This window comes from Vibrio diazotrophicus (assembly GCF_038452265.1).
GTDB classification, from domain to species: domain Bacteria; phylum Pseudomonadota; class Gammaproteobacteria; order Enterobacterales; family Vibrionaceae; genus Vibrio; species Vibrio diazotrophicus.
Map to the genome: position 1 here is coordinate 2,174,950 of NZ_CP151842.1, position 22,213 is coordinate 2,197,162.

Sequence of the window (22,213 nt, forward strand, 5' to 3'; positions counted from 1 at the left end):
AGAGGATTTTATGTTTTATTAACAGGCAAAATCCTCGATATCTACTTCCTCTTTTCCACGGCTATTTTTTCAATTTTCGAAGGCTGGCTTTGTTTAAAGCAGCGCTTCCGCGATCAAACTCACTGGATGAATACACTCTAGCTGAGTGTTTTCCTCAATTTGCCACTTACAGGTTTCGCAATCTGTAATGGCGTAATCAGCGTTTGAACGTCTAATCTTGCTAAACAGGTCATCCCCTATCTTCATAGAGACTTCGTAGTTTTCCTCTTTAAAACCATAAGTACCTGCAAGGCCACAACATTCACTATCAAGTACAACCACTTCTAAACCTGGAATCATCTTCAGGACTTCAATGGTAAAAACGGCACCCCCACTCCTTTCAAGGTGACAAGGCGTGTGATAAACAATTTTCTTATTGAGCGGTTTCATTTTTGGCAAGTTGCCACTCATAAACTCTTTCAACAAAAAGCGGCTCACATAGTGGATCTTGTTCACTACATTTTCGTTTTCAACGCCGAGCACGTGAGGATATTCCTCCTGCAAGGTGAAAGAACAGGTTGATGAGGTGGACAATACGGCAATACTGTCTTGTTCGATGGCTTTGCCGACATGCTCAATATTAAACTCTGCGTTCTTTCTCGCTTTATCGTGAAAGCCGTTCGCTATCATCGCTACGCCACAGCATTTTTCTTTTTCCAGTAAACGCACACCTATGTTCATGGCGTTCATCACTCGGATAAAGTCTTTCCCCAGTTGAGGATGGTTATAGTTGACATAGCAGCCGTGGTAATAGCTAACCGCTCTCGGGTAAATTGACTGTTCGGTGACGTTTTTCTTAAACCAATTTCTAAACGTGCCATGCGAATACTTAGGCAAAGATTTATGTTCATGCACACCTATCGTCTTGTGCATGATCTTCTTCACCAAAGGCAGTTGCGTTGCCGCATTCACGAGTGGTGCAAATGGAGTGGCGATTGAGCCGAACAGATCGGTATGGCTCAAGACAAAATCACGCACTAACTTAGGATTCATCGGGCGCTTGCCAAACTTGCCTCTTGCTACCGCAATAATATCGCCAATACGTACACCTGACGGGCACGCCGTTTCACAGCGTTTGCAGTTGGTGCAGTGTTTCAACATGTCATCATAAAACTCTGGGCTTTTGATGCGTAGTCGCTCACCGTCTGGTCCGCATTGTTTTGGTCCCGGAAAATCTGGGTTCGCCTTTGCTACCGGACAGTACACAGTACAAACGGTGCATTTAATGCATTGGTCAAAGGTGGTATCTCTGCTTGCCACTGTCATGCACTCACCTCCTTCATTAGTAATTCGCTTCGTAATCCTGCGACAATTCGCTCGACAACCCAATAAGCGGTGCTGACTGCCACACCTCCGCCACAGCCGTGGGTAATAGGATTGTAGCCACTTAAAATCGCACCAATACAATGCAAGTTATTCACCTTTTGCCCTTGGATAAACGGGGTAAAGTTCTTGTCAGTCACAACGCCAAAGGACAAGAATGGATGCGGTTTGGAGCTGAAGAAATCATGCTGATGCCACTCATGTCTTTCACCCGTCACTTCCGTATCCAAATTAAAGATTGGCTCTTTGATTGAGTTCTGGTTCGCTATCAAACCCTTACTGAAGAAGCTACCGGAAGCAAGTATGTAGTGTTTCGCCGTCAGGTTCATATCACCCATTTTTTTGGTTTGGATAGACGCCAAATTCATACTGCCGCCTTGATCCTCAAACTGACCGCCAAGCACTTCATCACCTTTGTGCAGCACACCGCCTTTTTTGATGAAGGTGTGCATCATGACATCCTCAATACGAATACCGAGCAATGAAGGCGGCATGGTTGGTACTTCATGCAAATGGAGCCCCGTATAACGGCTGAGTTTATGCATCAGCTCTAGACCATCGCCATTACCCATAATCGACGGCATCATCAGTAAATCTTCAGGTGTGGCAACTTTCAGCAATTGGTTGGCAAACTCGGTGAACTGAGCTTCGTCTCTTAAGATCCTCGAAATATCTATCGACCTGAGATCGTACGGGTTACGATTCAGTTGCCCAAACGCCGTTAAACTGACTTTGGCGGTTTTGATGGTTATATCTTTAAACGCTGGGTGTTGCTGCAAATTGCCTAGTGCAATATGTGGCTGAAAATCTCTGAAGCCATCAACAGCAATCATCACAATACGTTTAAACTGCGCCAGATTTGAAAAATTCTGTTCTATTTTTTCAACATAAGGTTGAGAGAGCCAAGTCGATTTCAAGGTACCTAGGGTGGTAATTCGAAAATGGTTGTGCGACGAAGGCAAAGTGCTCATGGCAAGTCCATTTGCCGCAAGCATTTGTTGATACCAGTTCATGGCTGAACGAACATTTTTACCGCCGACTTTCGCATAAGGGTGCTGTGGAAGCGCAGTTGGTAAAGCGTCAATTTCAGCCCAAGGATCATCTATTAACTTATGCGTTAACGGGGAATGTGAAAGCAAATCGATAGAACCGGATGAAAAATGTAAAGCACTCTGCCCGCTGCTCACCACCGCCGTTTTTAACCCGTGTTCTAAACATTTAATGGCAGCCGAATAGCCTGCAATTCCACTACCAATCACTATGACATCGTAATTCATCATTGCTGTTCTTGCTCCTGCGTTGACGGTGTAATGGTAGGTTTGTCGATACTCGCTGGCTCAATGTCTCCACAGCCAAACAACCCTTCATAGATCCAGTAGCTAAACTCAGCCTCTCGTAAGGCATCACCCCAAAATATCGGTTTAATTCCCTTCCAGCGCTCTTCCAAAAACTCTTTGAGCAGCAGTGCTGATTCATGGCCATCTATATCGCCATATTCTTGGAACAAACTCGCAGCACGAAAAGCACACAGCTCTCCCTGACACGGCCCCATTCCCAACCGAGTGCGTCGACGTAAATCCACGAGGTTTTTTACGTCCAGTTTTTTAATTGCGTACTCAATTTCACCTGCGGTGACCATTTCACATTCACACACAATCGCCTGACTGCGAGGTTGTTCAGAGAGAAAAGCTTCTGCCCTTTCCCCATGACGGTAGATGGCTGATTCATAAACTGGCTTAGCGATACTGGCACTTTTGCGAAGCGCTTTAGGAGATTCGACAGACCCAGGCAACGGCTTGGTATGAGTAATACAAGGCGCAGTATTGCCAAGCTTACGAGCAACAAGATCCGTTGCCTGTTCCGCCATCAAACGGTAAGTCATTAACTTGCCGCCAGTAATTGTCGTGAGACCTTTAAGACCATCGCGTTCCTGATGGTCGAGCAGGACAATTCCGCGACTAATGTTTCTGCCAGAACTGTCGCCACTGAGTGAAACCAAAGGCCTAACGCCTGCATAAGCTCTTAGCACTCGGGTATTTTTCATGATCGGCGCTAACTTGATACCTTCTTCCAGTAGCAAATCCACTTCTGCGGCAGTCACATGCAGGTCGTCTATCATGTCGTAATCGATATGCTCTGAGGTAGTGCCTATCAAAGAGATGGTATCGCCCGGCACTAAAATGTCTGCATCCGATGGTTTACGACAGCGGTTTATCACCAGATTATTGATTCGATAATCAAGGATCAGCAACGAGCCTTTTGCAGGGAACATTTTGATATCCAGCTCTGCGTATTCACAGATACCCTGCCCCCAAATACCCGCCGCGTTAATCACTTGCTGGGCAATCACTTCAAAAGGTTGGTTGGTTTGGGTATTGACACATTTCACGCCCAGTACGGTGTCGCCTTCACGGATCAGAGAAACGACGCGTGAATGGTTAAACAAACGTGCGCCGTGCTCTTTTGCATCAAGTACGTTAGACGAACAAAGGCGAAATGGGTCGAGCGTGCCATCTGGCACTTTGACGGCACCAATCAATTCAGGGTTAGTATTCGGTTCTAAACGAAGAGCATCTTTTGGCGAAAGAGTTTCCACATCGATATCAGCGGCTTTGCATTGCTCGATAAAGGTCTTTTGAAAGCCCAAATCATCTTCAGGCAAAGTGATGAACAAACCGCCTGTGTCTTCAATACAGTGTCGAGCGATTTTCTTCAGTATGCGGTTTTCTTGGATACATTCTTTTGCGGAATGTTGATCGGTGACGGCATAACGCGCACCAGAGTGTAATAAACCGTGATTTCGCCCTGTGGTACCTGACGCCAAATCGTCTTTTTCTAGCAAAATGCACTTTATGCCCCTCAGAGCACAATCACGCATAATCCCTGTACCTGTCGCACCACCACCAATGATGACAACGTCGGTTTCAAATCGAACTGTAGAATTCATTGTCGCCCCACCCTTAATTAACGCGTTTTTAGTGTGACATCAAAAAGATCAAATGTGCGAAAATTTAACTAAAAATGTTCGTTCGAGCACAAATTATGTTTATTTTAGCTAATGAATGGGGATAAATGATAAAAAAGAGAGTGAATTTCATATGAATGACATAAAAAAGACCTAAAAAAACCAGTCAAAACGATGACTGGTTTTTAAAACGAACATTATCAAACAATATCGAGCTGAATCTCATGCTCGCGGATAATGGCACAGATGCTCTCTGGCGGCATTTGATCGGTAATTACCAGATCAACCTCTTCGATTCCACCCAGTTTTACCATGGCATTACGCCCAAACTTAGTATGGTCAACGCCTAAATAGACACTGCGGCTATTCTCGATAATGGCTTTTTTAACTCTAACTTCATGATAATCAAAGTCTAAGAGTGAACCATCGAAATCAATGCCACTGATGCCCAGAATGCCGAAGTCGAGACGAAACTGAGAAATAAAATCCATGGTCGCCTCGCCAGTCACACCGCCATCTCGATTGCGAACTTCACCACCAGCCAGTATCACTTTGAAATCAGGCTTGGTCATCAGTAATGATGCAACATTAATATTGTTGGTCACAATGCGTAGGTTCTGATGGTTTTGCAGCAACGCTCTTGCTACTGCTTCTGGCGTGGTACCAATATCGATAAACAAAGTTGCGCCATCTGGAATATGTTGAGCCAGCTTCAATGCAATACGTTGTTTTTCTTCTTGATGAGAGACTTTGCGCGTTTGGTAAGAAGAGTTTTCGGAACTGGTGACTATGGTCGCGCCACCATGGTTTCGTTTGATTTGGTTTAGGTCGGCAAGCTCATTGAGATCTCTTCGAATGGTTTGAGGGCTAACATTGAATCGCTCAACAAGATCTTCGGTGCTGACATATCCCTGAGCCTTGACTAGCTCGATGATTTCTTGATGACGTTTAATGGCTTTCAAAGTAGATCCTGATTGACTGTTTCCAATAACTAGCAGTGTACTTCTTCATGTTCATATTTGAAATATATAGATAAATACACTGTTGAATAAGTCACTTAATCTTAGCTGTTCTGCCTAACATTGATCGTTATCGACACTTCGCCTTATTGAACTAATTTGATACAAAACTGTGCATTGCTTAACATTTGCGAACATAAAATGAACATTTAATTGTTCGTTTGCTCATTTTGAGAGCGCCATATAGTTTCATGCGAATCCTTTTGATTAACATAATGCCCACATTATCTGTATGGGATAATGCCAAATCAACGTCCAAGGAAATAAATTATGGCTAATAAAAAACAACATACTCTCATTGGTGAGTGTATTGCCGAGTTCATAGGTACGGGTTTGCTCATATTTTTTGGTGTCGGATGTGTAGCCGCACTCGTATTGACCAATGCTCAGTTTGGGCAATGGGAAATCTCTATCGTTTGGGGCCTTGCAGTTGCCATTGCTGTCTACTGCACTGCTGGTGTCTCAGGCGCACACATTAATCCCGCCGTGACCATAGCGCTTGCCGCTTTTCATGGCTTCGAAAAATCTAAAGTTATTCCTTACATCGCTTCTCAAGTTGCCGGAGCATTTTGTGCTGCTGCTCTTGTTTATGGTCTTTACAGCAATTTATTTACCGCATGGGAAGTGACAAACGGTATTGCTCGTAATACACCTGAAGCACTTGCTACCGCTGGCATTTTTTCAACATACCCTAACGCTGCTTTATCTTTTTCTGGTGCATTTGCTGTAGAATTTGCCATTACAGCAGTACTGATGTTCGCAATTTTGGCTTTAGGTGATGAAAATAATGGTGCAGCACGCGGAGCGCTAAACCCACTTCTAATCGGTATCGTGGTTGCCACTATTGGTGGTTCGTTAGGTCCACTGACTGGTTTTGCGATGAATCCTGCTCGTGACTTTGGACCAAAATTATTTGCATACCTAGCAGGGTGGGATTACGCATTAAGTGGCGCGAAAGATATTCCCTACTTTATCATTCCAATAGTTGCAACCGTTGCTGGCGCTTGTTTTGGTGGTTGGGCTTATCCTAAATTTATCGGTGCGTACGTACCGACTGTGGGCACAGGCTGTACCATTCCAAATCAGTGCGAAGAGTGTGAAATCGCAGATGACTCAAAAGCTCAGGTTTGAGCAATAAAAAGAATAAATCCAATAAAGTGAAAAGGATCCCTACCTATGAATAATAAATATATTGTTGCTCTTGACCAAGGCACGACGAGCTCACGAGCAGTAGTGCTCGATCATGACGCAAACATCGTGAGTGTTGCACAACGCGAGTTTACTCAAATCTACCCTGAATCAGGTTGGGTGGAACACGACCCTCTCGAAATTTACGCGACACAAAGCTCCACACTGGTTGAAGCTCTAGGCCAAAAAGGCATTCGCTCAGACCAAGTAGCTGCGATTGGTATTACTAACCAACGTGAAACCACCATTGTTTGGAACAAAGAAACGGGTGAGCCTGTTTACAATGCGATTGTGTGGCAATGCCGCCGAACAGCTGATATATGTGCAGAGCTGAAGAAAATTGACGGCTTTGAAGAGTATGTACGCGAAAACACAGGTTTGCTGCTAGATCCATATTTCTCAGGCACAAAAGTGAAATGGGTGCTTGAGAACGTTGCTGGCGCACGCGAACTTGCTCAGGAAGGCAAACTGCTGTTTGGTACGGTTGATACTTGGCTGGTGTGGAAAATGACTCAAGGTCGTGTCCATGTCACTGACTATACCAATGCTTCTCGTACCCTGCTATTTAACATCAATACCCTTCAATGGGATGAAAAAATCCTTAAAGAACTGGATATTCCGCTATCAATGATGCCAGAAGTAAGAGCATCCTCTGAAGTCTATGGCGAAACTAACATCGGTGGTAAAGGCGGTACTCGTATTCCAATCGCAGGCATTGCAGGCGACCAACAAGCTGCGCTATTTGGTCAAATGTGTGTTAAACCGGGTCAAGCTAAGAACACCTATGGTACCGGCTGTTTCTTGTTAATGAACACTGGTAAAGAGAAAGTGACGTCGAAAAATGGCTTGTTAACAACGCTAGCTTGTGACCCAGAAGGTAAAGTCTCTTACGCGTTAGAAGGTTCAGTCTTTATTGGCGGCGCTGCTATTCAATGGCTTCGTGATGAAATGAAACTCATCACTGATGCAAAAGATTCTGAATATTTTGCAACTAAAGTGGATTCTTCAAATGGTGTTTATGTGGTTCCAGCCTTTACAGGGCTTGGCGCTCCATACTGGGATGCATATGCTCGCGGTACTATCGTAGGTATGAGTCGCGGCACAGGTATCAACCACATTATTCGCGCAACATTGGAAAGTATTGCCTATCAAAGCCGTGACGTAATTGATGCAATGCAAGCGGATTCGGGTATCAAACTGGCCACACTGCGTGTTGATGGTGGCGCGGTAGCGAATAACTTCCTAATGCAGTTCCAATCAGACATTCTGAACACAGATGTGCAACGTCCTAAAGTTACAGAAGTGACCGCTCTCGGAGCAGCATACCTAGCTGGCCTTGCTGTCGGTTACTGGGGCTCTTTGGATGAAGTTGCTGATAAAGCTGAAATCGACCGAGTCTTTGAACCAGCGCAAGATGAAGCCAAACGAGCTCAACGTTACAACGGCTGGAAACGAGCAGTTAGAGGCGTATTGGCTGTTTCTCACTTTGCTGACGAATAACACTCTTACAACGTCAGGTTGGCGCTAGATCAAAAAGTATAAAGGGACGCTTAGCGTCCCTTTTTGTTTCACCGAACAAAGTCTTCAATACCTACCAATAGTTTTTACCAATCAATTCAATAAGAACAAGCAATTTTTCTTAAACATCTCTTCATGTGAATATACATCTCGAAGGCAAGAGACAGAAATTGCCAAACCAAAAAACTCTTAGGAAGGTAAAAACATGATTAACACTACTATCAAACCATTTAACGCAACGGCATTCAAAGACGGCAAATTCGTAGACATTTCTGAGAAAGACGTACTAGGCAAATGGGCTGTATTCTTCTTCTACCCAGCTGACTTCACATTCGTATGTCCAACTGAGCTAGGTGACCTAGCTGACCACTACGAAGAGCTTCAATCTCGTGGCGTAGAAGTGTTCTCAGTATCGACTGACACTCACTTCACTCACAAAGCATGGCACGATAGCTCAGACACAATCGGCAAAATCAACTACTACATGGTAGGCGACCAAACTGGCAACATCACTAACAACTTCGGTGTAATGCGTGAAGGTCAAGGTCTAGCAGACCGCGCTACTTTCGTTATCGACCCACAAGGTGTTATCCAAGCAGTTGAAATTACAGCTGAAGGCATCGGTCGTGACGCAGAAGACCTACTACGTAAGATCAAAGCTGCACAATACGTTGCTTCTCACCCAGGTGAAGTATGTCCAGCTAAATGGAAAGAAGGCGAAGAAACGCTAGCTCCTTCTCTAGACCTAGTAGGCAAAATCTAAGCATAAAGCTTAAGACCTAATCCATTTGAAGCCGTTTGGCGGCTTCATATTGGAAGGTAGCTGAATTAGAGAGCTGGTCAGGCAATGTACCTAACGACCTACGAGCTTGACTGGCTCTCCCCCTCAGCAAAACAAAGAATTGAATTTATCCAGAGTGACCGCTCTCTTTAATAGAATTACGAATAGGTATAACAAAAAATGTTAGATCAGGCGATTAAACAACAATTAAAACAATATCTTAGCAACCTTAAAGAAGAAGTTCAGTTAGTGGTCAGCCTAGATGAAAGCAAGGCATCTAATGATATCCAATCACTAGCGAACGAAATTGCAGAGCTAAGCGATTTAGTGACTGTGACTCGCGATGATGCAGCAAGCTCTCGCCGTCCAGTAATGACAGTGACAAACCCTAAGAAAGGTACTCAGCTACGTTTTGCTGGTCTTCCAATGGGACACGAGTTTACTTCTCTTGTATTGGCATTACTTCACTCAGGTGGCCATCCAATTAAGCTAGAGGCAGAAACGATTGAACAAATTGCTAAATTGGACAAAAAGCTCGATGTAGAAATCTTCATTTCTCTATCTTGCCAAAACTGTCCAGACGTTGTTCAAGCGTTCAACATGATGTCGGCGATTAACCCAGACATTCGTACTACGATGATCGACGGTGCTCTATTCCAAGATGAAGTGAAATCTCGCGACATCATGGCGGTACCAAGCGTATTCGTAAATGGCGAACTGTTCGGTCAAGGCCGTATGTCTCTGACTGAAATCCTTAACAAAATTGATGACGGCGCGGCAGACAAAGCAGCAGCAAGTCTAAACGAAAAAGAACCATACGATGTTCTTGTGATCGGCGGTGGCCCTGGTGGTAGTGCAGCTGCGGTATACGCTGCTCGTAAAGGCATCCGTACAGGTGTTGTAGCTAAGCGCTTGGGCGGTCAAGTAATGGATACAATGGCAATCGAAAACTTTATTTCGGTTAAACATACTGAAGGTCCAAAACTGGCGCATGATTTAGGCGAACACCTAAAAGAGTACGGTGTAGACATCATCACTGAGCAACAAGCCGACAAGCTGATGGGCGCTCAATACACAGAAGATGGTTACATCCACGTCAGCCTTGAAAGCGGTGCAACGCTGAAGAGTAAAAGTGTCATCTTAAGTCCGGGCGCACGCTGGAGAGAAATGAACGTTCCTGGTGAACAAGAATACCGTAACAAAGGCGTTGCTTACTGCCCACACTGTGACGGCCCACTATTCAAAGGCAAGAAAACAGCGGTAATTGGTGGTGGTAACTCAGGTATCGAAGCGGCAATTGACCTAGCAGGTATCGTTGAACATGTGACGGTTCTTGAGTTCGCTGACACGCTACGCGCTGACCAAGTGTTGATCAACAAAGCAAACTCTCTGCCAAACGTTGAAATCATCACAATGGCGCAAACTACCGAGGTAATCGGTGACGGTAAACGCGTAACAAGTTTGAAATACAAAGATCGCAATACAGACGAAATCAAAGAGATTGAACTGTCAGGTATCTTTGTCCAAATCGGCCTTGTACCAAACACTGAATGGTTAAAGGATTCTGATGTCGAGTTGTCTGCTCGTGGTGAAATCGAAGTAGGCAGCCGCGGCGAAACTAGCATGGAAGGTGTCTTTGCTGCTGGTGACGCAACCACTGTACCTTACAAGCAAATCATTATTGCTATGGGCGAAGGTGCAAAAGCGAGTCTAGGTGCGTTTGATTACCTGATTCGCAAACAAGCTTAAATCATACATTTTATCTCCTATTAACGACAAAAGGCTCTACTTCGGTAGAGCCCTTTTTTTAGGTTTTAACAGCAACGGAGAAGAGTGCAATCGCGGTATTTATTACTTCACAACTGCCGACGGAAACGCATCGCTACCTAGCGTGTATCCATTCACCGATTTGCCGTAGAACCCATCATGAGCATGGTACTTTTTACGGTTGTCTTCGAGACTGCCCTTGTATCTTGGGTCTTGTGGCCGCTCTTGGCTATTCACATAAGCGGATACATCCCAAGCTTCTTGTGCAGTTAACTGAACGCTTTTACCCAATGGCATGTTTTCATAAATGAAGTAGGCCGCAGTATTAATACGGTGCATGCCCGCGCCCCAGTTATACGCATTTTTGCCCCACAAAGGCGGAATATAGGAATGCCCCTCTCTATCCGAGACACCTTGCCCATCTTTCATATGACAAGCGGCGCAATTGTCTGCATACACCTGCATTCCACGCTCAAGTGAAGGTTCCAGTTCAGGATTTGCTATCTTTGGATAACCTCGCCCGGCTAAACTGCCGCGTTTATCAACCGGAAGAGCCTGAGCGATAACGTCTGGCATGGGAAACGATTCAGCCTTACCACCAATTTGCAACTGCTTATCGTCTAAAGCTGGTACAGGTTCATTTTCCAGACCATGCTGATCCATCAAACCGCCCATGGCCAACCAATAAGCATAAGCACTCAACGCAACCAGTTCCGGAGAATCATAGACTGGCGGTTTACCGTTCATCGAATAAGTGAAACACCCTTGAATTCGATCAGCGTAGCTGTTTACGCGATCATTCTTTTTACGGTATGCAGGATAAGCCATATACGCAGCCCATAAAGGCGCTGAGTTTGCCTTGCGACCCGCTTCCATATGACAGTTCACACAGTTCTGGTCATTGCCAACGTACTTGCCGCGCATCTGCTGTGAATTGACGAACAATGAGTAACCGAGTTTAACCTTCTCTCCAAATTCATCGTTGGTGATAGTGGTTAAGTCTCTTGGGACAAGATATTCGGCTTGACTGTTTTTCTTTGCCGCAGGTAATTCAGCCTGACGGTCAGGCAACTCAGTATTTGCTTTTGCCGATACAGAAAGCATGCTGAACGCCAACAATGAATAAATGACTTTCATAGCAAACTCCTAGTATCGAAATGACGCAAAGTAGAACGACAAATTTTCTATTTCATCGTCTGTTAGCTTTTGGGCAATGGTAGACATCATATTGAGTGGGTCGCCACTACGAGCGCCCTTCTTCCAATCATGAAGTTGCTTCTTCAGATAATAAGCATGCTGACTTGCTAAGCGAGGGAACTGACCCACGCCCATACCACTGGCGGCATGACAAGTGGCGCACGCGGGTATATTTCTGTTCCAATCCCCTTGATAAACCAGTTTTCGATAAGGGTTGCTGATATCGGCTTGAGAACCGCGCTGTTCGAGATTGGTAAACTCATAGCTAGGCAATGACGCATAGTACTCGGTCACTTCTTTGCGAACTTGAGGATCACCCAGCTCTTTTGCCATCGGGCTCATTAGGGGATCTTTACGTTCACCGGATAAGAACAGCTGAATTTGGCTATCCAGATATTCCGCACTTAACCCTGCAAGCATCGGAGCAATATTTGGTTGACCTTTCCCATCCTGCCCATGACAACTGGTACAGACGCCAGCTTTGGCGGGCATTTCCACCGCCTGAATACTGACTGAGGCAACCAGCACGGGCAAAGCGGCCCATAGTTGTAAATTTGACATGCTGACTCACTATTACTACTTCTACTATCACTCCTACTATTGTCAGTATTATTAGTAAGTCTACTATTGTGGATTTCCACATAACGACAGAAAACACCGCCTCTATCACTACGACTAAAGGCGGTGTTGCAAGTCACCAAGTGCTTTGTTTTATGCTTTATAAATCCGAGCTGGCAGTGATTGACGAGCAGCAGCACCCACCACCCAGTCGAGTAATACGCCTTTGCCTTCTCGGGTTGGATCAACCATGCCAATATCGTTGATGTTTACACCATCGCTGGTCTTCATTTTTACAGGCTGTTGTTTGTCGCCAATCCAGTGAGCGCGTTCGCCCAGTTCAGTATGACCAAAGCCGTGCTCGAAACCCAATGTCCCCGGTTGAATACCATCAAGCACCATTGCTGTCGCCTTAATTTGAGCGCTCGGCGTTTCCACAACAAAAAGGTCTCCAGTTTCAATACCCGCATATTGTGCATCTTTCGGATGGATATAGACTGGATTGGTTCCTTTTATCGAATGCAGACGTGGCGACAAGTTCGAAACAGCACTGTGAATGTTCGATTTAAAATTGGTGAGTGACATTGGCCATTCGCTCTTAGGATATTTCTCCTCCATTGGCGTGCCGTCACTGAGTTTTTGCGGATGCCAGCTCGGGCAGCCTGTGTACAATTCACCGGTCATGGTATTACGCGAAGTACCCACCTTTTCATTCCAAATCGCCACCGGACGATTCCACTTATACTTCATCTCTTCGCCTTTATAGGCTTCCGTAGCGTTCTCAAATCTTCCTCCACGGGCAAAAATGAACGCAACTCTCTTCATCTCTTCAGGTGTTAACACTTTCAGCATCGTTGGCAGCAGTCTTTCCAATCCAGACCAAGCAATGTCTTCCGCAGAAACCTCAGGCACGCCGCCTTTGACATAAGCTAAGTTGGCCGCCGAACGTAAGTAAAAATCTTCGGCGCTATGAATCCCATGCCACTGCCCTTGTGCATCTTTAACGGCGTTTTCACCAAAGCCGCCCAGCTGCATTTTCTTCGCTACATCGATCAAGAAATTTTCCAGACAGATTGGACGACCATCCGCTGTTTTTTCGGTGCGAGGCTCAACAATTGGCCAACGTGCAGTGACCGCTTTTACCGGCACACCATGCCACGGACCGGCCATCCCCCAGCTTTCATACGTCACGGTATCTGGAACCAGATAGTCAGACAGCGATGTGGTTTCGTTGATAAAGGCATCCACAGAGACTATCAAACCCAATTGTTTCGGATCTTTTAGCTTATCTTCCAATAAGGTTTTTAGCCCCGGAACACCATAGAGTGGGTTCGCTATATGGTTTATCCACGCTTTTATGCGATAAGGGTAACCATCCACAGCTGCAGATAAATGTTCTGTCAAAAGCGGAGCGGATATAGGATACCAAGGCGCTCGTGTTGGGTACGGCGATTGCCCTGCAGCCACTCTTCGCTTGTATTCGCTGGTTTTCTGATAAGGGAACTTGCTGCGTGATAAGAAAATACCTTTCGGGCCAACTTTACCTTCAAACTTTGTGAAATCGTAGCGAGGTCCATCCTCAGAAGTCGGGTAACCACCCGCTTTTGCCATCGCGCCACCTTTGAGGTTGATGTTCCCCACCAGCGCATTCAACATCAAAATAGTGAACGAATTATAGAAGCCATTGCTGTGCATATTACCGCCGTGAGTATCGACAACCGCTTTCGTGCCATAGCTGGTAAAACGCTTAGCCAGTGCAATAATGTCTTCTTTAGCAATCCCGCATTGTTGGCTGTAAAAGTCCAAATCATATTTGAACGCCTCCTCTTTTAAACGTTGTAAAGAGGACTTCACCTTAACGAATACGCTTCCAAGCTTGACCTCTGTTTCAACAAACAAAGCCGCAGCATCACTCTGATTATGTAATGCGAACTCACCACTTGTTGCGTTCACAACAACATAAGGGTCAGTGTCTGAACGAGGCTCACCCGTAAACGGTAAACCCATATCCGAAGCGCGAAGAAAGCTGCCGTTTCTAGGATGAGTTTCGTCACTGATGACTAAGTGAGTCGCGTTGCACCAGTGGGCGTTACCCGCCTTTTTCATTGCCTCAACACCCGGCTGGGCAAGAAAACTTTGGTTGTAACGTTGGTTTTCGATGATCCACTGAATCATCCCCAGCACTAAAGCTGAGTCAGTGCCCGGATTGATCGGTAGCCAGTTATTTCTGTCTGCGGCAGCAAGACTCGATGAACCAGCAGGTAAGCTCGGCGTCACTATGGTGTATTCCAACTTGCCGCTGGTTCTGGCCTGCGCTAACTGACGCGCCTGACGTTTAAAAGGATTACCCGCCTGAGCTGGCGACATTCCAATAAAAATCACATATTCCGCATTATCAAAGTCAGGTTTTAAATGGGCATATTTGTCTAAATCATTGAGCAGAGCACCACTTCCGGCACGAAACGCGTAACCACAGTACGAACCATGATGACCAAAGTTACGAGTGCCGAAACTGTTGAAGGCAAAGCGCTTGATGATATCGTCACGCCCTTCATTCGAGGCATTAGTAACCAGCAACTGGTTGGCTTTTGGACCGTATTCAGGATTCTCTGGATCAAGCGGTGTTTTTACATCACGTATCGCTCGTAAACCATCCACATGCCCCTCACCGAAGAGGTCGCCGCCTTCGATAATCTCTTCCAACAATTGCTCGTAACTGATAGGAATCCAACGACCTTCGCCGCGTTTACCCACTCGTTTTAATGGCTGAGTAATACGATATGGGCTATTACGAATTTCCAACATACCATTGCCACGAGCACACGCAGTAGAGCGCCCTTCCAAGCCCGCTTCACCAGCCAAACTCAAATAAGCGTCTTTAACAGGTGTCTCAAATGGAATCGCATTTTGGTGCGACAACGGGTGATACGGATTGCCACTGATACGTAAAATCTCATCAGTTTCATTATCGATACGTACCCGCAAACCGCACAAAGTCCAACAACCAAAACACATTGAAGGCGCTACTCGCTGGTTTGGATTGGGAATCAAATTCCCCTTTGCGTTGACCGTGTATTCAGCTTCCAGTGAATTACCATTATGAATGTCCTTAGTTGGGCTGCCAGCTTTACCTTCAACCACGCCTTCGACCATATGTTTGGTTGTGGTCGCATAACCTGCTGCAAACGCACCTACACCACCAACGCCGAGGCCAGACTTCAAAAACTGACGACGTTTATTGTCCATAGAACTGTTCCTCTAATTATTGATGAGTAGATGTGAGTCGTTTGTCACTGGATGAAACTAACTCGCTGGCAAGCAAAGCAAGAGCCAGCCATAGACCGAACATCCCTACAATGCCCAGTAAGCCATCAGATCCTAATGAGAGCTGATATGGAATTGGTCCAATATCGTATTTGGCAATGGTCTGAACCTGCATCATGGTGACCCAACGTACAACCCATGCAGCGCCAAGAGCCAACAACGCCATCACTAGCAAACCTGTTTTGCTGTAATGCTCACGCAGACAAAACATGCCCCAGACAACGCTGAGTAGCATCAAAACTGAAATCATTGCCATCTGGTGCACCCACTCATTACTGAGATATAGCGAAAACGTCTGATTATTCGACGCCCAAATCGGTACAAGCACTAGGGAAAGAACGCTGCTCAATGAGACCACTTTTTTCAACAGATTGAGATCAAAAGACGTCAGTGAATCTTGCTTACTTTTGTTTGGAAAAAGCAGCCAGACAAATAGCGTAAAACCCACGGCACCTAAGAAGGCGGAAACAAACCAAAACAGTGGCGATGCAGGCTGATTCCATAAAGGACGAGAATGTACCGCCATAATCTCAGCGCCGGTATACACCGCAATGGTTAAGCCAGAAAGAGCGGTGAACAGAGACACTACCAACATGTGTTTATGAGAAATCTGCCATTGACCCAGCGTCAGTTTGGAAATCCATCTGAACACTTTTCCTTGGCTATCACTTAATTTCATCAAGTCATTACGCAAGTACAACCAAGCCGTGATTATCGCCAAGCCGGAAAACACGGGTAACAACAGAGAACCTAACGACATCCATGACCATGGTGTGAAATGTACGTAGAAATGCCATGCTCGACCCGGTTGATGAAGATCGCCAGTCAGTGCAAGCGGGCCGACTACAGCGCCAATCGCCATAGTGAGTACCAACGCAGCACGCAGACGATGGCTACTTTGCTGATCAAACTTTAACGCAATCACAAACAGTATCGCTGCTGCATAGGCCGAACCGATGTAGAAGAAATACTGAACGGCCCATGGCAGCCAAGCAACAGCCTGAGGTTGAACGAGAACTTCGGTAATGTTCATGCTGGTTCTCCTTGCGGTTCAAAAATCGCAGATTGCCCTTGCAATGAATGAACAAACCTTTCGTTCATACCGATGTAGAACACATGCGGACGAGTATTTTCATTCGGCTTTAGAACCTTAAGATCATCACCATGCTCTGCGATTAACTGACTGACGTAACTGTTCGGGTCATTGATGTCGCCAATCACCCTTGCACCGCCTACACAGGTTTCCACGCAAGCAGGCAACAGACCTTTTTCAAGACGATGAGCACAGAAAGTGCATTTATCGGCGGTCAAAGTGTCATGGTTGATGACGCGTGCATCATAAGGACAAGCCTGAACACAGTAAGCACAGGCAACACAACGGCTGTTATCAACCATCACAATGCCATCGTCACGCTGAAAGGTGGCTTGTACCGGACAAACCGCAACGCAAGGTGGATTTTCACAGTGGTTACACAAACGGGGTAAGGTAAACGCTTTTACGTTTTGCGTTGAAGATGAGCCATCTTCCAGAGTCACTTCGTATTGTTTGACTGTGGTTCTGAACTGACCAATCGGCATCTGGTTTTCCACACTGCAAGCAACCGTACACGCCTGACAACCAACGCACTTACGCAAATCAATAACCATGGCGTAACGCTTACCAGTTTGTCCTTTTCGGTCTGGCGACTGGTTATTTCGTATCACGGTACTTGCTGTTGCTGTTCCAACACCCGTGATTGGAATCAAAGCAGCACCAGCAGTAACGGCACTCATGAAGCGTCTTTTGCTCGTATCCATCACTCACCTGCTAAATTTATAAGGGGTCTGTGTTTATTGTCAGAAAAGCCCCCACTTGCCGATATAGTGGATTTCCACATACCCAGATCAAAGTTGATCTAAAACAAATGTAGCTAGCAGTAAGATGCTGTTATCCTTAGCCATATAAGGATTTCACACGGACAGTTCAGGCGATGATGAGAACGGTTATACAGCACATTGCAACTCTGCTATTGGCAAGTATCTCTCTGCTGTTTTCTGCGTTCAGCTTTGGACAATCAACAGAGAAACACTCTGTTGATATTGGTGTGTTAGCCATACGAGGCAGCTTGTACGCACAGCAGCGTTGGCAACCGACAATGGATTGGCTGAGCCAACAAATTCCTGATAGCGACTTTATCCTCCATCCTCTGGACCTAGAAAGTATGGCAACCGCCGTTCAGAATCAGAGCATGGATTTCATCCTGACCAATCCCGGTCAAGCGGTGCGTTTGGGCAGACAGTTTGAACTGTCGTGGTTAGCCACCCTCAACAGCGGTCTAACCGGTCATTTTAATCACACCATTGGTTCAGCCGTAGTGGTGCAAAAAGACGCTCCGTATTTCAAAATCGAAGAGTTAGCAGGAAAACCGATGGCTGCGGTTTCAGAACGTGCGTTCGGGGGGTATCTGACGCTGCGCTATCAAGTGTTAGAAATGGGAATCAACCCGAATGACTTCTTCGCCAATGTCCGTTTTCTTGGCTTTCCGATCGACGCCAATCTCTACCAACTGCGAGACAAGATTGTCGATGCAGCAATAGTTCCAGTGTGCCTACTCGAAACCATGCAACATGAAGGATTATTGGAAGCCAATGCTTATCGAGTGATTAATGCGCAGACACCGAATGATTTCCCTTGTCAGGTATCGACTCGTCTTTATCCAAACTGGTCATTTGCAAAAACTGAACGTGCATCTTCTCAACTGGCAAAACAAGTCACTCGGGCCTTACTGGCAATGCCATCGGACAGCCAAGCGGCTATTGCTGCCGGAGCCTCTGGCTGGACATCTCCCGCCAGTCTTTTGTCCATTGATAAACTTTATCAGGCGTTAGATCTCCACCCATTTCAAGAACCTTGGTGGAAAGAGGCCTTTCGTTGGCTGCGTTATCATCAGGAATGGGCATGGGCGGTATTTGTATTTGTCATCGTTTTGAACGCTTATCACTTTTGGCTTGAATACCGTTTCAGCAAAAGTAAGCAGGCTCTGGAACAGACACAATCTCGACTTAAAGAAAAAAGTGAACAGCTTGAACACTCTCAGCGCGTAGCCATTGTCGATGAGCTGGGAAGCAGCCTTGCACATGAAATCAACCAACCTCTCGCTGCAATAAGAAATTACAGTGAAGGTGGCTTATTGAGACTTTCTAAGCAAAGACCGAATGAAGATATCGTGCCGGTCTTTCATAAAATTCAAAAAGAGGTGGATAGAGCGGATGCCATTATTCATCGTTTACGCAACCTCATTAAGAAGCGCAGCATCGAAAAGCAACCGAACAATGTAGAAGATCTGATAACCGACACCCTAGAGTTAATGCATTACCGCTTACAGAAACACTCGGTATTACTGATGCGCGAAACGGAAGGTGACGTCATTGCCGCTGACATTGATTCCGTGGGCATACAGCAAGTGTTCGTAAACTTATTAAATAACGCCATTGATGCCTGTATCAGCTTCCAACAACACCATAAAACTGAAGACTATCAAGCAACCATTACTGTAGAGACTGAATACCATCAGGACAACCTGCTGGTTAAGATTACAGACAATGGCACGGGGTTAGCGGGAATTGAAATAAACGACGCCTTCTTTACAACCAAAGAGAACGGACTTGGCTTAGGGTTAGCCATATGCCGAGATGTTATGGAAACCCACCATGGTCAGATTAAGTTGCAGTCTATAAAACCTCACGGCTGTATGGTCACGCTTTCGCTGCCCTATTTTTAATGGATCATCAGGAATATCACTTATGAACCACATCAATGCACAACTTCCTGTTTATGTCGTCGACGATGACGAGTCCGTTCGTGATTCGCTCGCCTTTATGCTTGAAGAACACGATTTTAAAGTGACTACATTTGCAGACGGCCAACTGTTTCTGGATTCTGTCGACATCACCAAACCAGGCTGTGTGATCTTGGACAGCCGAATGCCACAACTTCGAGGTCAGCAGGTTCATCAAATTCTTAACGAAGCCAACAGTCCTTTGGCGATCATTTACCTCACTGGCCATGGTGACATACCAATGGCAGTCGACGCTTTGCAAGAAGGAGCCATTCACTTTTTTCAAAAGCCGGTGAAAGGTGACGAACTGGTCCAAGCCATCATTGATGGTCAAGCCCAATCTGCGGCCAAACTCGACTGGGTTGACGCCAAGGCTTGCTATGACTCACTAACCAAACGTGAAAAAGACATACTCAGACTGATTATTTCAGGCAAACGCAACATCCGTATTGCTGACGAACTTTGTATCGCAATGCGTACTGTTGAAGTTCACAGAGCAAGTCTGTTAAAGAAATTCTCGGCTCATACTGTTGCGGAACTCGCCTATATCTATGGAAAGCTGACAAACAGTATTAAAGAGTAATCCACGTGTCCGCCGACTTCGTCTAGCAACCTCATTCACTCCACTTGGTTGTTTTTATTTTGTTAATGGATTGAAAAAGTTCCTTACAACCTCAACATAAGAAATCATAAGCATAATTGCCTTCTTTGTAAGATAAGGAACGTCTTTTGTCAGAAATAGATTTAAACGATCTCAGGTTTTCCGCTCACCACTTCTATTCTGGTGTTCGGAAATTCTTACCTATCTCACTTTTCGTTGCCATATTTGGTGCGGCTTTTGGGTTAGCAGCTTCTCAAACCGGATTAGATGATCTTTCAACTGTGTTGATGAGTGCTGCTGTTTTCGCTGGCGCATCTCAGTTCGGTAGTCTGAATTTATGGGGCACTGAGGTACCTATTCTTCCGCTGGTCGTCACTGTTTTTGCTATCAACGCCAGACACCTTTTAATGGGCGCCTCTCTTTACCCTTGGTTAAAACATCTGAACCCATTAAAGCGATACGGTGTAATGATGGTCGCATCTGATGCCAACTGGGCGATGTCTTTGCAGGCGTTTAATCGCAGGGAATATGGCAAAGCTTTGGGCATATTGCTTGGTGGCGGGCTAACCATGTGGGTTTTCTGGATCGCAGGCACTTGGCTTGGTCTCTATTTCGGTAGTTCTATCAGCGACCCAAAAGCCTTTGGTCTCGATATGGTGATGTCGTGCTTTTTGCTCACCATGGTTCTGGAAGGTAAGAAAGATCAACGCACCTTGATCATTTGGGGTGGCGCTGCCGTGGCGTCGGTTTTGGCATATCTGTACTTACCTGAAAACAGTCACGTTTTTGCCGGTGCATTAGTCGGCGGTTTATTAGGCATTATTTTGAAGGAAGAATCACATGAGCATTGAAACCGCAGGAACTGGTGCACTTTTCGTTATTCTGATTATGGCGCTGGTCACACTGGTCACTCGCTGGGGCGGCGTGTTTGTCATGAGTTTTGTGCCGATTAATCAAAAAGTACAACAGTTCATTGCGGCAATGTCGGGTTCAGTGTTGGTTGCGATTATTGCGCCTCTGTTTATACAAGGGGATATGGGGGCCAAACTCGCTCTGGCGATGACAGCGATATTCGCTTTGACAACTAAAAGACCGTTAACCGCTATTGCCTTAGGCATTGCAATGGCAGCGGTAACAAGACAAATGGATATTTATTAAGTTTGATATCCAAGAGCAATAATGAGCAATTTTGTTCAAGTTTTCGATTCAGCGAGTAACTATACTGGGAACTATAGGAATCACACGTTAAGGGAATCGTTTTGAGTGCCAAACAAGAAAATCGCTTTCAGTTCAGCAGTAGTCAAAAGCAACTAGTCACCGCACTAGAAGCAACTATGAGCGATTTTTCTTATGCCAAACATGCGCATGAGGAGTATTCCCTTGGCGTTACTCTTAAAGGTCGCCAAGATTTTTTCTGCCAAAACGCTTTCCATAAAAGTCCAGCAGGCGGAGTACTACTCTTCAATCCAGAAGAGGTGCACGACGGTCATTCCGGTGTTAGTGAAAGCCTTGAATATGTCATGCTCTATATTCATCCCAATGAATTGAAGCCGCTTTTTCAAGCGTTAGGTTACGGAAAAGAGGCGACATTAAGAGTCGACCGTCCGTTACTCAATGACCCCGTGCTAAGACACCAAATTCTGGCAATGCACCAACTCGTCAGTGATTCAAACCACTCGACTATCGAGTTTGAAAGCGGGCTATTTCATATTGCGCATTCTTTAGTACGCAAAGCTGGAAAACTCAATCATGATTTCCATACACCTTTGTCGAAAAAAGATAGCCTGTTAACCAGAGCAAAAGATTTCATCATCGATCATATTGACCAAGACATTTCCATTGATGACGTGGCTCAAGCCGCTGCTATGTCGAAATATCATTTTATTCGCTTATTTCATCGTCAGTTCGGTATTACCCCTCATCAATACGTGCTGAACTGCCGAATTAATGCTGCGCGTAAATATTTAGAGACAGGCTTACCTTCCAGCCATGTCGCACAACTATCAGGCTTTGCCGATAACAGTCATCTCAATCGTCATTTTAAAAGAACGTTTGGCATGACACCTAAACAATACCAGCTACAACTCTGTTCTTAATTCCATACATTTGGAGCTT

General features: G+C 45.5%; 18 protein-coding genes. 9 read left to right on the forward strand and 9 right to left on the reverse strand.

What is annotated here, in order from left to right; genetic code table 11:
* Positions 1–93 precede the first annotated feature (93 nt).
* The 4 genes from glpC to AAGA51_RS09915 form a co-directional block, all read right to left on the reverse strand.
* Positions 94–1,305, reverse strand: a complete 1,212-nt coding sequence (glpC, locus tag AAGA51_RS09900) for an anaerobic glycerol-3-phosphate dehydrogenase subunit GlpC (protein ID WP_042481719.1) — start codon at positions 1,303–1,305, stop codon at positions 94–96.
* Positions 1,302–2,642 (reverse strand): glycerol-3-phosphate dehydrogenase subunit GlpB, encoded by a 1,341-nt coding sequence (glpB, locus tag AAGA51_RS09905; RefSeq protein WP_042481718.1) that lies wholly within the window; start codon positions 2,640–2,642, stop codon positions 1,302–1,304. The genes glpC and glpB overlap by 4 nt, the downstream gene beginning before the upstream one ends.
* Entirely contained in the window at positions 2,639–4,309 is a 1,671-nt protein-coding gene (gene glpA, locus AAGA51_RS09910) for an anaerobic glycerol-3-phosphate dehydrogenase subunit A (protein ID WP_042481716.1), read from the reverse strand. The genes glpB and glpA overlap by 4 nt, the downstream gene beginning before the upstream one ends.
* A gap of 218 nt (positions 4,310–4,527) precedes the next feature.
* Positions 4,528–5,289, reverse strand: a complete 762-nt coding sequence (locus tag AAGA51_RS09915) for a DeoR/GlpR family transcriptional regulator (RefSeq protein WP_042481714.1) — start codon at positions 5,287–5,289, stop codon at positions 4,528–4,530.
* Between the two features lie 327 nt (positions 5,290–5,616).
* On the opposite strand from AAGA51_RS09915, the gene AAGA51_RS09920 reads away from it, so the two are divergent.
* The 4 genes from AAGA51_RS09920 (at position 5,617) to ahpF (ending at position 10,582) form a co-directional block, all read left to right on the forward strand.
* Positions 5,617–6,477, forward strand: coding sequence for an MIP/aquaporin family protein (locus AAGA51_RS09920; protein ID WP_042481712.1), 861 nt, complete (start codon positions 5,617–5,619; stop codon positions 6,475–6,477).
* Positions 6,478–6,522: 45 nt separating this feature from the next.
* Positions 6,523–8,034 carry a glycerol kinase GlpK gene (glpK, locus tag AAGA51_RS09925; RefSeq protein WP_042481709.1) on the forward strand — a complete coding sequence of 504 codons (1,512 nt, stop codon included), beginning with the start codon at positions 6,523–6,525 and terminating at the stop codon, positions 8,032–8,034.
* A gap of 223 nt (positions 8,035–8,257) precedes the next feature.
* On the forward strand, positions 8,258–8,815 hold the full coding sequence (gene ahpC, locus AAGA51_RS09930; protein ID WP_042481706.1) for an alkyl hydroperoxide reductase subunit C: 558 nt from the start codon (positions 8,258–8,260) through the stop codon (positions 8,813–8,815).
* Between the two features lie 198 nt (positions 8,816–9,013).
* On the forward strand, positions 9,014–10,582 hold the full coding sequence (ahpF, locus tag AAGA51_RS09935) for an alkyl hydroperoxide reductase subunit F (RefSeq protein WP_042481702.1): 1,569 nt from the start codon (positions 9,014–9,016) through the stop codon (positions 10,580–10,582).
* A gap of 102 nt (positions 10,583–10,684) precedes the next feature.
* Here the strand turns inward: ahpF and AAGA51_RS09940 are convergent, their stop codons facing one another.
* From AAGA51_RS09940 to dsrO, 5 genes are all read right to left on the reverse strand, one after another.
* The gene (locus AAGA51_RS09940) at positions 10,685–11,737 is read right to left on the reverse strand and encodes a c-type cytochrome (RefSeq protein ID WP_042481699.1); all 1,053 of its coding nucleotides are present in this window, start codon (positions 11,735–11,737) and stop codon (positions 10,685–10,687) included.
* Between the two features lie 9 nt (positions 11,738–11,746).
* A complete protein-coding gene (locus tag AAGA51_RS09945; protein WP_042481695.1) occupies positions 11,747–12,358 on the reverse strand; it encodes a c-type cytochrome in 612 nt (203 codons plus the stop codon).
* Positions 12,359–12,508: 150 nt separating this feature from the next.
* Positions 12,509–15,601: a tetrathionate reductase subunit A gene (locus AAGA51_RS09950; protein WP_042481693.1), complete on the reverse strand. Its 3,093-nt coding sequence runs from the start codon at positions 15,599–15,601 to the stop codon at positions 12,509–12,511.
* A gap of 16 nt (positions 15,602–15,617) precedes the next feature.
* The gene (gene nrfD / locus AAGA51_RS09955) at positions 15,618–16,712 is read right to left on the reverse strand and encodes an NrfD/PsrC family molybdoenzyme membrane anchor subunit (protein ID WP_042481689.1); all 1,095 of its coding nucleotides are present in this window, start codon (positions 16,710–16,712) and stop codon (positions 15,618–15,620) included.
* Entirely contained in the window at positions 16,709–17,476 is a 768-nt protein-coding gene (dsrO, locus tag AAGA51_RS09960) for a sulfate reduction electron transfer complex DsrMKJOP subunit DsrO (protein ID WP_042481686.1), read from the reverse strand. Before dsrO ends, nrfD begins: the two co-directional genes overlap by 4 nt.
* 176 nt (positions 17,477–17,652) lie before the next feature.
* Here dsrO and AAGA51_RS09965 point away from each other — a divergent pair, with 176 nt between their 5' ends.
* The 5 genes from AAGA51_RS09965 to AAGA51_RS09985 all read left to right on the forward strand — a co-directional run bounded on the left by AAGA51_RS09965 (position 17,653) and on the right by AAGA51_RS09985 (position 22,194).
* Positions 17,653–19,440 (forward strand): sensor histidine kinase, encoded by a 1,788-nt coding sequence (locus AAGA51_RS09965; RefSeq protein WP_156102010.1) that lies wholly within the window; start codon positions 17,653–17,655, stop codon positions 19,438–19,440.
* Between the two features lie 22 nt (positions 19,441–19,462).
* Entirely contained in the window at positions 19,463–20,080 is a 618-nt protein-coding gene (locus tag AAGA51_RS09970; RefSeq protein ID WP_042481684.1) for a response regulator transcription factor, read from the forward strand.
* 146 nt (positions 20,081–20,226) lie between these two features.
* On the forward strand, positions 20,227–20,949 hold the full coding sequence (locus tag AAGA51_RS09975) for an AzlC family ABC transporter permease (RefSeq protein ID WP_042481681.1): 723 nt from the start codon (positions 20,227–20,229) through the stop codon (positions 20,947–20,949).
* Positions 20,939–21,256 carry an AzlD family protein gene (locus AAGA51_RS09980; protein WP_042481678.1) on the forward strand — a complete coding sequence of 106 codons (318 nt, stop codon included), beginning with the start codon at positions 20,939–20,941 and terminating at the stop codon, positions 21,254–21,256. The genes AAGA51_RS09975 and AAGA51_RS09980 overlap by 11 nt, the downstream gene beginning before the upstream one ends.
* A gap of 101 nt (positions 21,257–21,357) precedes the next feature.
* Positions 21,358–22,194, forward strand: coding sequence for an AraC family transcriptional regulator (locus AAGA51_RS09985; RefSeq protein ID WP_042481675.1), 837 nt, complete (start codon positions 21,358–21,360; stop codon positions 22,192–22,194).
* Positions 22,195–22,213 lie beyond the last annotated feature (19 nt).

Coding starts and splice junctions, on each gene's coding strand:
- glpC (WP_042481719.1), bottom strand. CDS start 1,305: ATGACAGTGGCAAGCAGAGATACCACCTTTGACCAATGCATTAAATGC.
- glpB (WP_042481718.1), bottom strand. CDS start 2,642: ATGATGAATTACGATGTCATAGTGATTGGTAGTGGAATTGCAGGCTAT.
- glpA (WP_042481716.1), bottom strand. CDS start 4,309: ATGAATTCTACAGTTCGATTTGAAACCGACGTTGTCATCATTGGTGGT.
- AAGA51_RS09920 (WP_042481712.1), top strand. CDS start 5,617: ATGGCTAATAAAAAACAACATACTCTCATTGGTGAGTGTATTGCCGAG.
- glpK (WP_042481709.1), top strand. CDS start 6,523: ATGAATAATAAATATATTGTTGCTCTTGACCAAGGCACGACGAGCTCA.
- ahpC (WP_042481706.1), top strand. CDS start 8,258: ATGATTAACACTACTATCAAACCATTTAACGCAACGGCATTCAAAGAC.
- ahpF (WP_042481702.1), top strand. CDS start 9,014: ATGTTAGATCAGGCGATTAAACAACAATTAAAACAATATCTTAGCAAC.
- AAGA51_RS09940 (WP_042481699.1), bottom strand. CDS start 11,737: ATGAAAGTCATTTATTCATTGTTGGCGTTCAGCATGCTTTCTGTATCG.
- AAGA51_RS09945 (WP_042481695.1), bottom strand. CDS start 12,358: ATGTCAAATTTACAACTATGGGCCGCTTTGCCCGTGCTGGTTGCCTCA.
- AAGA51_RS09950 (WP_042481693.1), bottom strand. CDS start 15,601: ATGGACAATAAACGTCGTCAGTTTTTGAAGTCTGGCCTCGGCGTTGGT.
- nrfD (WP_042481689.1), bottom strand. CDS start 16,712: ATGAACATTACCGAAGTTCTCGTTCAACCTCAGGCTGTTGCTTGGCTG.
- dsrO (WP_042481686.1), bottom strand. CDS start 17,476: ATGGATACGAGCAAAAGACGCTTCATGAGTGCCGTTACTGCTGGTGCT.
- AAGA51_RS09965 (WP_156102010.1), top strand. CDS start 17,653: ATGAGAACGGTTATACAGCACATTGCAACTCTGCTATTGGCAAGTATC.
- AAGA51_RS09970 (WP_042481684.1), top strand. CDS start 19,463: ATGAACCACATCAATGCACAACTTCCTGTTTATGTCGTCGACGATGAC.
- AAGA51_RS09980 (WP_042481678.1), top strand. CDS start 20,939: ATGAGCATTGAAACCGCAGGAACTGGTGCACTTTTCGTTATTCTGATT.